This window comes from Streptomyces purpurascens (assembly GCF_045040895.1).
Classification (GTDB): domain Bacteria; phylum Actinomycetota; class Actinomycetes; order Streptomycetales; family Streptomycetaceae; genus Streptomyces; species Streptomyces purpurascens.
Genome location: NZ_CP108341.1, coordinates 1,136,454 through 1,149,539, shown reverse-complemented (window position 1 = coordinate 1,149,539; position 13,086 = coordinate 1,136,454). Strand labels below are relative to the sequence as shown.

Genomic DNA, 13,086 nt, shown 5'->3' with positions numbered 1-13,086 from the left:
GGTGTGTCCACCCCGGTTCGCGATCTCGGACGCCTGTCGACACATCGAGCATTCCGGATGATAGAAGGCCGGTGAACGCCGTCAATACCCCTCGCATGATTCGCTCTCCACATCGAAATGTTTCGCTCCCGCCGGGGTGCTCCAGAGCGGTCGAACACCGGTCGCGTCTCGGGGTGCACCCACCTGGTCCCTGCCCTTCACGGTGACGGACCGTCGCGTTCGCGCTCTTCTGCGCCCTTCCGCGGGTACGGGTCGATGCAGGTCATGACGTGTTTCCCGGGTGGCGCCACCTCTTCTGCGCATGAACCGTGACCGGCGCGCGCGGGATCGGCCGACAGGTTCGAGCCGTATTCTCGGGGTGTCCTGATCCAGCAGCCGACGAGTCGAAAGGTGTTGACACGAAGGACGCATCGCCGCGCCGCGGGACGGTGCCGGCGGTGACAGCGCTTCCAGGACCCGGCCCGCGCGGCCGCTGAGGTCCGGTCCGTGGCCGCGCAGGTCAGTTCCGGCCGGACGGCGGGTGAATACGTTTCCCTCAGCACCCCTGAATCGGGATGAACGAGGAGACGGGCCCATGAAGGAAAGCCAGTTCGACACGTGCGTGATCGGGGCGGGACCTGCCGGACTCGCCGTCGCCAGGGCCCTGGCGGAGCGGAATCTGCCGTACACACACCTGGAGCGGCACACCGGGCCCGGCGGTATCTGGGACATCGACAATCCCGGCAGCCCGATGTACGAGTCGGCCCACTTCATCTCCAGCAGGACCCTGTCGGGCTTTGGCGGTTTCCCGATGCCCGACCACTTCGCGGACTACCCGCCCCACCGGCAGATCCTGTCGTACCTGAGGTCCTTCGCCGACGCCTACGGGCTGACGAAGCGCATCGAGTTCGGCGTCGGGGTCGACAACGTCGAGAAGAACGCGGACGGCACCTGGACGGTCACCCGGGCCGACGGGCGGCAAAGCACGCACGGGCAGGTCGTCGTGTGTACGGGCTCGCAGTGGCACCCCAACGTCCCCGAGCTGCCGGGGGAGTTCAGCGGCGAGGTCCGGCACACCGTCGGGTATCGCGGCGCGGAGGAACTGCGGGGCAAGCGGGTCCTGGTCGTGGGCGCGGGGAACTCCGGCTGCGACATCGCGTGCGACGCGGCCCGGACCGCGGACCACGCGGTGATCAGCATGCGGCGCGGCTACTGGTTCATCCCCAAGCACCTGTTCGGCCGGCCGGTGGACACCATCGCCAACAGTGGGCCGCACCTGCCGATGTGGCTGGCACAACGGCTCTTCGGAGCCCTCCTGCGGATCATCAACGGCGACCCGACGCGGCTGGGGCTGCCGAAGCCGGACCACAAGCTGTTCGAGACCCACCCGGCGATCAACTCGATGCTGATCCACCACCTCCAGCACGGCGACATCACCGCCAAACCCGGGATCGCCCGCACCGAGGGCAGGACCGTGCACTTCACCGACGGCACGAGCGACGACTTCGATCTCGTCCTGCTGGCCACCGGCTACGTCCACAAAGTGCCCGTCGCGCAGCGGTACTTCGGCGACGAGCAGCACCCCGACCTGTACCTGTCGTCGTTCTCGCGCGAGCACGAGGGCCTGTTCGGTATCGGCTTCGTCGAGACCAACTCCGGCGCGTACCAGCTCTTCGACTCCCAGGCGCAGCTGATCGCCGGATACCTCCATGACGCGCGGCACCGGCTGCCGAACGCGGAGCGGTTCGCCCGCCTGATCCGCGCCGACCGCCCGGATCTGACCGGTGGGCTGAAGTTCGTCGACTCGCCCCGGCACACCGGTTACGTCGACAGCGGGGCCTTCGTGAAATACCTGGGCAAGGTCGCGGGTGAGATGGGCTGGCGTACCGAGGGCCAGCCGCCGCCGGTGCGGTCCCTGCGGCGCGCGGAGGCGGCGGCGTGAGCGGGTTCGACTTCTCCGGCAAAATCGTGCTGGTGACCGGCGGTGCGGGCGGCATCGGCAGCGCGCTGTGCCGTCGCTTCGCCACCGGCGGCGCCCGCTGCGTCGTCGTCGACATCGACGGGGCCCGCGCCGCGAAGGTGGCCGCGGACCTTCCCGGCGCCGGGCATACGGGCATCGGCTGTGATCTGACGGACCGCGCCCAGGTGGAGCGGCTGTTCGAGGCGGTCGCCGATGACCACGGCCGCCTCGACGTGCTCGTCAACAACGCGGGCATGACCAGCGCGGAACGCTTCGACGTCCGCAGTGTCGAGAGCATCGAGCGGGAGATCACCCTCAACCTGACCTCACCGCTGGTCGTGACCCGGCTCGCCCTTCCTCTTCTCATGGCTTCCCGGGACGCCCGGGTGGTCACCACGGTCTCCCTCGGCGGGATCCTCCCCCTGGGCGAGACGCCGATCTACACCGCTTCCAAGTTCGGGCTGCGCGGAGCGATGCTGGCCATCGGGATCGACCTGAGGAGCAAGGGCATTCTGGCCGGGTCGGTCATGCCGTCGGCGACCGACACCCGGATGCTGCGCCAGGAGGCCGTGGACGGCGGGAACTCCCTGCAGTTCCAGGACCGGCCCCAGCAGCCCGCCGATGTCGTCGCGGCCGTGGTGAGGCTGCTGGACAAGCCCCGGCTGGAGGCCTACCCCCGGCCCGGTGAGTCCCGTCTGGTGCGATGCGCGATGCTCATGCCGAACCTGCTGCCCCGGGCCTTCCCACTGTTCCGCAAGCGCGGTGACCGAGGCATGGCGCGCTATCTGCAGGAGCTCCGCCGACGCGGACTGGCCCGCCGGACCGATGGGCGCTGGGAACTGGTGGAGGAAGCATGACCACGAAAGAGGTGCTCCAGGTCGTCAACCCCGCCACCGGTGAGCCGATCACCACCCTGCCCGCCGCGAGCGCCGACGATGTCGCCAAGGCCGCCGAGCGGGCCCGCCGGGTCCACGACGCCGGGGTGTGGTCCCGGCTGCCGCTCCGGGAGCGCGGCGCGGTGCTGCTGCGGCTGGCCGATCTGATGGAACGCGACGCCGAGATCCTCGCCCGGCTGGACAGCGAGGACGCGGGCAAGCCGATCACGGAGTGCCGTACGGGTGACGTACCGGGCGCGATCGAGTCGGTCCGCTGGTTCGCCGAGGCGGCCGACAAGGTCTTCGGCCGGGTCGCGCCGAGCGGGCCCGACGGTCTCGGTCTCATCAGCCGCGAACCGGTCGGGGTCGTCGCGGCGATCCTGCCGTGGAACTACCCGCTGGCCATGACCGCGTGGAAGGTCGGACCGGCCCTGGCCGCAGGCAACTGTCTGCTGGTCAAGCCGGCCGAGGCGACCCCGCGCTCGGCCCTGCACCTGGCCGCACTCGCCGCGGAGGCCGGCCTGCCCGACGGGGTGCTCACGGTGCTGCCCGGGTACGGCCACGAGACCGGGGCGGCCCTGGCCCGCAACCCCCTTGTGGGGGCGCTCTCCTTCACCGGGTCCAACGCGACCGGCCGGCGCATCCTCAAGGACGCGGCCGAGAGCAACCTCAAGCGCGTCTCGCTGGAGATGGGCGGCAAGAGCCCCCAGGTGCTGATGGCCGACGCGCTCTCCTACGGCGACGAGCTCATCGACGACATGATCGAGGCCGCGTTCCTGACCATGGGGCAGAACTGCACGGCCGGCTCCCGGGTTCTGGTTCACCGCGGCATCGCCGAGGAGGTCCTGGAGCGGTTCACGGCAGCGGCGAGAGAGCTCGTCATCGGCGATCCGGCCGATCCGCGCACGCAGCTGGGGCCGCTCATCGACCACGCCGCCTTCGACCGGGTCGGGGGAGCCGTGGAGGCCGCGCGCGCCGGCGGAGCGCAGATCCACACCAGGGGGCTGCCCCACGGGCTGCCTCCGCGCGGCGCCTACTACCCGCCCACCGTGATCACCCGAGCCCCCGACGGCAGCGACGTCCTCACCAAGGAGCTGTTCGGCCCCGTCGTCACCGTCGAGACCTTCACCTCCGAGGACGAGGCGGTTCGCAGGGCCAACGCCACCGAGTACGGACTCGCCGCCTCGGTCTGGACCCGCGACCTCGACACCGCGCTGCGGCTGGCCCGCGGCATCGAGGCCGGCGTGGTCTCCGTCAACGCCTACAGCGAGGGCGAGATCACCACCCCCTTCGGCGGCTGGAAGCAGTCGGGATTCGGCGGAGCGGAGAAGTCCACCGACGCCTTCGACCAATGGACCCGGGAGAAGACGATCTGGATCCGCACCCGCTGACCTCGACCTCGGCCTCAAGGGCGATCCGAACGCATCCGCTCCCGCAACTGGACCGGGGAGGTGCCGTGCCAGCGGCGTACCGCACGGCGCAGCGCCCGTTCGTCGGAGAACCCGGCCCGGCGCGCGATGTCGCGCAGGGTCAGTTCCGGGCGGAGCAGGAGCTGTTCGACGCGCTCCCGCCGCACCCCCTCGACCAGTGCCTCGTACGTCGTGCCGCAGTCCGCCAGCCGACGGCGCAGCGTCCGCTCGCTCGTGGCATGCCGCCGCGCCTGCTCACCGAACGAGGGCACCACCGGGAGGCCCTGCGCGACGGAGATCTCCAGCACCTCCAGCAGATCCTGCTGGTCACGGCGGGAAGACATCTGCGCGTCGAGCGTCTCCAGCGTCGACGCGTAGCTCACCGGATCCCGGCCCGGCATCCGGGTACCGGCCCACGCGGGGTCGATGACCATGCGGTTGGCGGGGGCGCCGAAGCGGACCGGACAGCCGAACAGGGCACCGTACAGGTCGCGTCGGCGCGGTGGCGGAAAGGAGAACTCCACCAGCCTCGGCGCGAAGGCCGGACCGACCGTCAGCCGGGACAGGGTGACCACAGAGGCGAACGCCTCCTCGCTCAGGAAGACGGCCACGGCCGGGTCCATGGCGGGATCGGGAAGATCGGCGCGCAGCACGAAGGCGTCGTCCTCCTCACCCGCACCGGCCGACCAGACCACCATCGCCCCGGACAGGTTCTGGTACTTCACCCCGGTCTCGATGGCGTGCCGCAGCGTGTCGCCGGCCATCAGGGCGAAACCGAGCAGGCCCCACGCGGTCAGGTGCTGCGCCGTGCCGACCCTCAGCCCCAGGCGCTCGTCCCCGGTGAGCTCCAGCGCACGGCGGATCACCGCACTGCCCTGGCGGTACGACACCCGCAGCGCGGCGGAGCGCATGACCGTCTCGTCGAGTCCCAGTCGCTGCAACAGGGGCCGCAGATCGACGCCGCGCTCGTCGGCGACCACGACGAGATAGCGCAGGATGTTCGGCTGGATCGTCGCCGACGTGCTGCGGCTGGTCCCGGGAGGGTCAGCCTGACCTGGGGCAAAGGACATCGCACTCACCTTCTCCTCGAACCCCCACCGTAGGCAGCGGGCACCACCGGTCGCGCTCGGTGGCCTCCGAAGTCCCCTGTACGGCCCCCGGCGTCCTGAGCCCGCCTGTCGCGTCCGTCGATGCTCCACTCCCGGTGGGTGCCGGGCACCCGGTCTCCAAGATCGGCGCACTGAGGGGTGCGACCTTGGCGTTCGCCGCGCAAGACGTGTCCGTCGCCGCCGTGTTCACGACCGTCCCTGCCGTCACGGAACACGGAACGGGCGGACGGCACAACGATTCCGCCCAGCGCTCCTACCTGGCCGTTCATGCCCGAACCCGACCCGACCGGACATCGGCGGCAACTTTTTCGCCTCTTGCGGCCACTGAGTAGCGCAACGCCGACACGCTCTTCCGAACGGATGAACATGCAAGAGACACGCCGGGCCGCGCGGCAGCGCAGGCGCAGACGCGGGCTGCTGGTGGGCACCACCACGGGACTGGTCGTCACAGGTCTTCTCGTCTGTCTGGTCATGACGATGCAGCCCGACCGCGAGGAGGAGGCCGGGCGGGCCCCGGCCACGGCTGTCGCCGACTCCCAGAGGACCAGCCCCCCGGCATCGCCGGAGCGGAAGCCCTCCCCAGCCTCCCCGTCCGCCGCCTCCGCGACCCCGTCGGCCGGCCCTACGACTCCGACCGCTTCCGCGACCGCGTCGACGGCGCCGGCATCGGCCTCCCCGCGGACGGCTCCCGCCACATCATCCTTGGCCGGACGGATCCGGCCCAAGGCCACCTACCGGGGAGTCGCCACCGTCTACAAGGCCGGGACCGGGGACGGCGCCTGCTCGTACGGCCCGAGCGGCGACATGATGATCGCGGCGATGAACACCACCGACTACGAGACGTCCAAGGCATGCGGGGCCCACGTGCTCGTCCGCGCGGCAAACGGCGCCTCCGTCACGGTCCGGATCACCAACGAATGCCCACTGCCCTGTGCACCAGGGCAACTCGACCTCAGCGAGCAGGCCTTCGCCGAACTGGCCCCCACCTCGACCGGCCGGATCGCCATCACCTGGAGCCTGTTGAGCCCCGACACACCGGGCACGATCTCGATCCGCTACAAGACCGGATCCAGCCCCTACTGGTGTGCCGTCCAGGCCATCGGCCACCGCAACCCGCTCGCGCGGCTGGAGGTCCGCACCGGCAACGGCTGGCGCCAACTCACCCGCACCGACTACAACTACTTCCTCTCCCCCGACGGTGGCGGGTGCGGCGGCGCGATCAGAATCACCGACATCTACGGCGAACGACTGACCATCAACGGGATCGCCTTGCGGCCGGAAGCCACGCAGCCGACGCGGGTCCAGTTCGCACGGCATTGAATCCGCCGCGAACACCGGGCCCCTCTGCCTCCCGGGCCCGCCGGTCGGCGTGGAGGAATCAGGCGGGCCCCGGAGGGTGAGGGTGTGTCACTGTGTCACGCGGTGGTGCAGGCACTGCCGTTCAGGCTGAAGGCGGAGGGCTTGGCGAAGGCGCCGCCGGAGGTGCCCTGGAAACCGAAGGTCGCCCGGCCACCGGCCGGCACCTCTCCGTTGTGGGCCACGTTGCTCGCTGTGACGGCTCCTGACGCCCCGGACAGGTTCGCGTTCCAGCCATTGGTGATCCGCTGGCCGGAGGGGAGGGTGAACGCGAGCGTCCAGCCTCGGACGGGGGAGGAGCCGGTGTTGGTGATGGTGACGTCGGCGGTGAAGCCGCCCTGCCAGTCGTTCGTCGCGTACGCCACCTGGCAGGCCGTGGGGCCGCCGGGGCCGCCGGGGTCACCGGAGGAGCCTGTGTTGACGGTGGAGGAGAACGAGTTCACGGCGAGGCCCGCGCCGTTCTGCCAGGGCTCGAATCCCGCCTGAACACTCGTCAGGTACCAGTTGTTCTGCGCGAGTCCCCGGGAGACGGCCTGCCGGGCGAAGTCCATGACGTCGAAGCTCCAGTTGGTGATCGCCGACGGTGCGACGAACGACAGCACGTCGTTCGAGCCGTTGTTGCCGGACCACACCTGCCAGTCGCGCCCGGCCACGCCGGCGGAGCCGACCGGGGAGCCGATGGGCTGGATGGATCCGACCTTGTTGAACCAGATCATGATCTCGGTCCGGTTCACGCCGTCGGTGCGGGGCGTGGGGTCGAGCCAGATGTCGTACGAGGCGTTGTACGCCGCGTCGTTCACATAGCCGTAGGACACGCTCGTGGGCGCGGAGGAGATGGTGCTGAGCTGGGCCGGAAGCTTGGTGCCGGGCGAGCAGTTGGTGTAGTGGCAGCCGTTGTAGACGGACGGGTAGGACTTCGGAGCGCCGTTCGTGGGGACGGATCCGTCGGCCTGGGTGATCCGGAACCCCGAGTCGGTGACGGCGATGCACTGGGTGGCGCTGGTGCCCCAGCGGTTGTTCTGGACCACGTAGCGGCCCTGGATGGTCGTGGTGCCGAAGGGCTGGCAGATCGTGGTGTCGGCCTGCGCCGGCGACGCTGTGGTCAGAAGCGCGGCGAGCGAGACGAGCGAGGTGAGCAGCGCGCCGAGCAGGCCACGCGCGCTGTGGGCATGGTGCGGTGAAGGACGCATGCGGATCCTCTTCGGAGGCGATGAGGGGGGTAAGGGAGGTGCTCCCACAACCTTGTGAATGGGAGCGCTCCCAATCGTGGGTTCGGCAGGGACTGTAGGGATGGTTCAGGTCCATGACAAGACTGCCCGTATGAACCCGTCGAACCGATTTCAGCGACGCAGGTCAGGCAAGGGGCCCTGTGACACAGCACGGGGGAGCGGGGGGCGCTCCCGAGACGGGCCGGCCGTGTCAGGTCGACTCGCGTAGCACCAGCTCCGTACGGAGGATGACATGGCGCCAGGCCACGGCGCCCTCCTCCATCTCCTCCAGGAGCAGCCGGACCATGGCCCGCCCGATCTCCTCGATCGGCTGCCGCACCGTGCTCAGTCGCGGGGTGGTCCGCTGAGCCAGCGGAAAGTCGTCGAAACCGATCACGGCGACATCCTCGGGCACCCTGCGTCCGGCCGCGCGCAGTGCCTCCAGGGCTCCCGCGGCTGTGGTGTCCGATGCGGCGAGGACGCCGTCGATGTCCGGGTGCCGTTCGATGAGTTCGGCCATGGCGCGACGGCCGCTCTCCGCCGTGAAGTCGCTCTCCGCGACAAGGGTCTGCTCGCCCTCCAGACCTGCCAGCGTCAGGGCCTCTTGGTAGCCGCGCAGCCGGCACTGGGCGGCGTACATGTCGAGCGGGCCCGTGATGGTCGCGACCACTCTGCGGCCCTGTCGCAGAAGTTGGGAGACGGCGCTGCGGGCGCCGCCGATGTTGTCCGCGTCGACGTAGCTGACGTACTCCTCGCCCGAACGGCGCCCCAGCAACACGGTCGGCAACCGGGCCTCGGCGAGCATGTCCGGCAGCCGATCGCCGGCGCGCACGGACAGGAGCAGGACGCCGTCGACCCTGCCGCCGCGCGCGTACTCGAGGAAGCGCTGCCGCTCCGCGTCCGAGCGAACCAAGGTCAGCAGCAACTGCATCCCGGTGTCCGACAGCGCGTCCCCGAGCGAGCGCACGATCTCGGAGAAGAAGGGTTCCGCGAACGACCGCCAGTCCGGTTCCGTCACGACCAGGGCGACGGCATCGGCCCGCCGCCCCGCCAGGGAACGGGCCGCGAGATTGGGCACGTACTCCAGTTCCTCGATGGCCCGCCGCACGGCCCGGCGCGTCGACTCCTTCACCCCCGCCGCATTGTTGATGACACGGGAGACTGTGCCCCGCCCCACCCCGGCACGGGCGGCCACCTCCTCCAGCGTCGGTGTCCCCGGGCGCCGTCTGCCCATGACCACCTCCCCCACGAGATCACCGATCTTACCGGCCGGAGGCAAGGGCGCACACGACTTGACCAGGGGCACGGGAACAGGTGATCGCCCTGCGCACGAGGGTTGGGAGCGCTCCCGTTGCGAGTGGGGTTATGGGCGTCCCTCGCTGGTCGTCGAAATCGGAACTCGCTGCCTACGGCTCCGGTGACTCGCGTTTGCGTGGGGGAATATCGAGCGCGAGGACCGGGCAGCCCCCAGTGCGGTGGGGCCGCCCGGCCGGGTGACCCCGTCGCCTGGTGACGGGGTCGCGTACGCGGATCGCCGGCGGGGGCTACTCGAGGAGTTCCGCGTACGAGCCCATGGCCAGGGCTATGTCCGCCTGGGCCCAGAACCGGTGGTAGGTGAAGACGGGCGCGGCGCCGCCCTTGAGGTAGGCCTCGATCTTCGACCAGGCCGGGTCGTTCTTGTAGAAGGACCGGATCGAGGAGAACGTCGAGGACGAGTCGATGGTCTCGCCGTTCGGCGTCTTGCCGCTCCAGCCGCTCGGCACGTAGACGCTGTCGTCGAACCGGCTGTAGTCGCTGCGGGTCTCGGGGACGGCGATGCCGAGGCTGTCCTGGTGGTGGTCCCACATGCCGTCCAGCAGCGCCTTCGCCGTGGACTTCGCCTTCGCGTCACCGGACTTGGCGCCGTAGTACGTCAGGGTCTTGGCGTACGCGGCCGCCACGCCGACGTCGTCGGTGTAGTCGGCGACGGTGACGTGAAGTCCGCTGTTGGCGCCGGGACTCGACGCGTTCCAGGTGTCGGGCTGGCCCGACCACTGGAGCGTCGACGGGATCTGGTAGCTGCCGTCGGGGTTGATCGTGGTCTTGGACAGCGCCCACTTGACCCACTTGTCGAGGACCGTCTTGGCCTGCGCGTTCCCTGTCTGCTGGTAGTACTCGGCGACCCGCTCCATGGACCACGCCTGGAAGCCGAACCACTGGTTGGACGGCGGGTCGTGGTACACGGGCTGCTGGTCGTAGTACATGCCGTAGAACGTCGACTTCCCGGCCGGCGGGGTCGCGTAGCGGCCCGCCCAGCTGTTGGTCGAGCCGCCGGCGATGGCGCCCTCGTCCGACTGCAGCCAGCGGTAGAACTCCAGCTGCCGCTGGAGCGACTTGCCCCAGTCTGCCGCGCCGGTCGACGACTTGGGCTTCAGGTCGGCGTGGGCACTGAGCGCGTACGCGGCCAGCGGGTTCTGGTAGCCGCTGTGGGCGAAGCTGGATCCGATCCTCCAGGCCCAGCCTCCGCTGGTGTCGGTGGAGCCGCCCCAGGCGTAGTACCAGGACATCAGGTAGTGCGAGGCGTCCTTGCCGGTGCCGGCCGGGCAGGACGCGGGCCCCACGCAGTTGCCGATCTTCTTGAAGTACTTGTCGTACATCGCGTAGCGCAGGTAGTCGCCCATCTTGGCCGCCTTGGCGACCGTGCCCGACACGGCCGATCCCTTGCCCTGCTGCTTCGCCCACAGGTCCGCCCAGTAGGCGGCCTGGACCGCACGCGCGTCGGCGTCCGGGGCGGTGGTGTACTTCCACTGCCTGGCATACGACTTGTCCCCGGTGAACAGGTCCAGGTAGCCGTTCTTGCCGCCGTACTTGAAGGCGTCGCAGGTCGGCTGCGGCACCGTCTCCCACACCGATTCCTGCGGGCCGCGCTGGAAGGTGTTCATGTACGACGGTCCGGTCTCCGTCGGGCCGGCCTCGCACTTGCCGCCCGGGGTGTTGCCGAAACCGTAGGTGTTGTCGACGTCCTGGATCCAGTGCATGCCGTAGACGTCGTCGGTGTCGTAGGCCGACTTCAGCTCACCGGCGAGCGGGTCCGAGCCGACGGACACGGACGGGTCGAGCGGCGTCGGATACTGCTGCGGCGTGTCCTCCTCCGGCCCGTACGTCGCCGGTTTGGAGGCGGTGTAGAACGAGTTGGTCGGCTGGTCGGCGTGGGTGGGGATCATGTACTTCTCCATGATCTCCCAGGCGCCGTTGAACTTGGTCCAGTCGCCGGTGACCTTCCCGTACATGGCCTGCAGCCAGAGGAGATAGCTGTACGCCTCCGAGGTGGTCTCGTGCCCGTGGTCCGGGGCCTCGACGATCAGCGTCTCGACCGAGTGGTAGGGGATGCCCTCGGGGGAGAAGTAGCCGTTGGCCGGGTTGGTGATCTTCCCGTAGAGCTCCAGGAAACGGGCGTCGTACGCCTTGGACGCCGCGATCTGGGTGACCGTCACCGTCGCTTTGCCGTGCCCGGTGGCTGTCGACTCGAAGGTCGCCGCCCCCGTGCCGGAGGAGTCCGCCGTGACGGTCACCTTCTGCGCGGTGCTCCAGTTCGACGGGGTGAAGGTGAGTGACGCCCCACCGGTCACGGACAGCCCCGTGTTGCCGCCCGTCCGTGCGGTCGTCACGGTCACGGCGGCCGACGGCTGGGTCGAGAGTTTCACGTCGTACGTCGCCGTCTCGCCCTGCTGGACGGCGAGTTGGGTGATCGAGGCCACCACGGCGGGACCCGCGGCGACCGTGATGCCGACCGGGGTGGACTCCGCCGACGCGCCCTGACTGTCGTACGCCTTCGCCAGCAGGGAATGACTGCCCGCGGTCAAACCAGAGGCGGAGTGCGTGTAGGGCGCGCTCGAGTCCGTGCCCAGCAGTGTGGTGTCGTCGTAGAACTCCACCTTGCTGATCGTCGCGCCGTCCGCGGCCCCGGCGGTCGCCGCGAGCGGCACCGCGTCACCCCGCGAGTAGACCGCGCCGGCGGCCGGGCTCGTCAGCACGGTGATGGGCGGCTGGTGGGCGCCGATGCACCTGGTGCCGTTGACGGCGAAGTCGGTCGGCGCGGCATTGCTGCCGCTGTAGCTGAACTGTGCTCCCGCGGAGACGGCTGCGCCCGGGGCGATGGTGCCGTTGTACGAGGCGTTCTTGACGGTGATGGTCTGACCGGCCTGCGCCCAGCTGCCGTTCCACCCGTTCGCGAGCTTCTGGTTGCCCGTGTACCCGTAGGTCAGGGTCCAGCCGTCGATCGCGGTCGTGCCACGGTTGGTGAGGGTGAGGTCGGCGGTGAAACCGGAACCCCAGTCGTTGGTCTTGTAGTCGACGCTGCACTGCACGGACGCCGCGTTCGCGGTGGTCGTGCCGGTGGCGAGCATCGACAGGGGCAGGGCTGACACGGTGGCGGCGACGGTCCAAAACCGCAGTACGGCTCTGCGTTTGCGTCCGGGATCCATGTGCTGTTCCTCCTTGCGTCACGCGACTCACGGAGAGATGCCAAAGCCTGAATCCAGTGGGAGCGCTCCCATCGTGGGGATGAAGGCGGGTGCGGTCAAGACGTCGAGGGGTTCAAAGTTCGAACTGGGCTGACGGGAGCGAAAAGTTTCGCAAGGACCCTATGAAACTCCCCCTGTTGGCGCTAACTTCCTCCCCACCAGTGGGAGCGGTTCCATCAGTCGACGCGTCCGTAGCGGCGCGCCAAGCTGCAAGGACTCGCTCATGCGACACCCCCCGCATTCAGTACTTTTAGTCAGCGACGGTCCGGTCGCGCTCGTTCGGAGCGCGGTCCCGCCGGTGTTCCCGGCCCGGGAAGCCACGGCCGCGTGCACGGCCGGATGCGCCGTCACCAGCCAGTGGGAACGACTCTTCCGAGGCCTTGAGCCGAGCAAGGGCCGTGACACCGACGAGCCGTCCCGCACCGACGACGCTCCAGCTCAGCGGGACTGCGTGCACCGTGGGTGCGAACCCCGCGGTGGCGCCCAGCACACCTCCCGGCCGGGCGACCTCCAGCTCGACGGAGGCCACGAAGCGCCGGCATGACGGCTCCGCCTTCCACGGGACCTCACAAGCGGCGGACGTGCCAAGCGCACCACCCACTCGAACTCCACGCCTGACCCCAACGCGGCCCAGGTGCCGCTGGTCGCTGGAACGAGCCGAACTGCTCCTCCGGTCCGTCCTTGATCT

General features: G+C 69.7%; 8 protein-coding genes. 4 read left to right on the top strand and 4 right to left on the bottom strand.

The annotated features are described in order from the left end of the window. Window positions 1–574: 574 nt before the first annotated feature. Genes OHU35_RS05215 through OHU35_RS05205 form a run of 3 tightly spaced genes read left to right on the top strand, consistent with a single transcriptional unit; the run spans window position 575 to window position 4,205 of the window. Window positions 575–1,921 (top strand): NAD(P)/FAD-dependent oxidoreductase, encoded by a 1,347-nt coding sequence (locus tag OHU35_RS05215; RefSeq protein WP_189724221.1) that lies wholly within the window; start codon window positions 575–577, stop codon window positions 1,919–1,921. Then, entirely contained in the window at window positions 1,918–2,796 is an 879-nt protein-coding gene (locus tag OHU35_RS05210) for an SDR family oxidoreductase (protein WP_189724220.1), read from the top strand. The genes OHU35_RS05215 and OHU35_RS05210 overlap by 4 nt, the downstream gene beginning before the upstream one ends. Continuing rightward, window positions 2,793–4,205: an aldehyde dehydrogenase family protein gene (locus OHU35_RS05205; protein ID WP_189724219.1), complete on the top strand. Its 1,413-nt coding sequence runs from the start codon at window positions 2,793–2,795 to the stop codon at window positions 4,203–4,205. The genes OHU35_RS05210 and OHU35_RS05205 overlap by 4 nt, the downstream gene beginning before the upstream one ends. A gap of 14 nt (window positions 4,206–4,219) precedes the next feature. Here the strand turns inward: OHU35_RS05205 and OHU35_RS05200 are convergent, their stop codons facing one another. Then, the gene (locus tag OHU35_RS05200; RefSeq protein ID WP_189724218.1) at window positions 4,220–5,293 is read right to left on the bottom strand and encodes an AraC family transcriptional regulator; all 1,074 of its coding nucleotides are present in this window, start codon (window positions 5,291–5,293) and stop codon (window positions 4,220–4,222) included. A gap of 405 nt (window positions 5,294–5,698) precedes the next feature. Here OHU35_RS05200 and OHU35_RS05195 point away from each other — a divergent pair, with 405 nt between their 5' ends. Then, window positions 5,699–6,652, top strand: coding sequence for an expansin EXLX1 family cellulose-binding protein (locus OHU35_RS05195; protein ID WP_189724217.1), 954 nt, complete (start codon window positions 5,699–5,701; stop codon window positions 6,650–6,652). 95 nt (window positions 6,653–6,747) lie between these two features. On the opposite strand, the gene OHU35_RS05190 is transcribed toward OHU35_RS05195, so the two are convergent. The 3 genes from OHU35_RS05190 to OHU35_RS05180 all read right to left on the bottom strand — a co-directional run bounded on the left by OHU35_RS05190 (window position 6,748) and on the right by OHU35_RS05180 (window position 12,359). Further along, entirely contained in the window at window positions 6,748–7,878 is a 1,131-nt protein-coding gene (locus OHU35_RS05190; protein ID WP_189724216.1) for a GH12 family glycosyl hydrolase domain-containing protein, read from the bottom strand. Window positions 7,879–8,107: 229 nt separating this feature from the next. Beyond that, on the bottom strand, window positions 8,108–9,130 hold the full coding sequence (locus OHU35_RS05185; RefSeq protein WP_189724215.1) for a LacI family DNA-binding transcriptional regulator: 1,023 nt from the start codon (window positions 9,128–9,130) through the stop codon (window positions 8,108–8,110). 310 nt (window positions 9,131–9,440) lie between these two features. Continuing rightward, window positions 9,441–12,359 carry a glycoside hydrolase family 48 protein gene (locus OHU35_RS05180; protein WP_189724214.1) on the bottom strand — a complete coding sequence of 973 codons (2,919 nt, stop codon included), beginning with the start codon at window positions 12,357–12,359 and terminating at the stop codon, window positions 9,441–9,443. Between the last annotated feature and the right edge of the window lie 727 nt (window positions 12,360–13,086).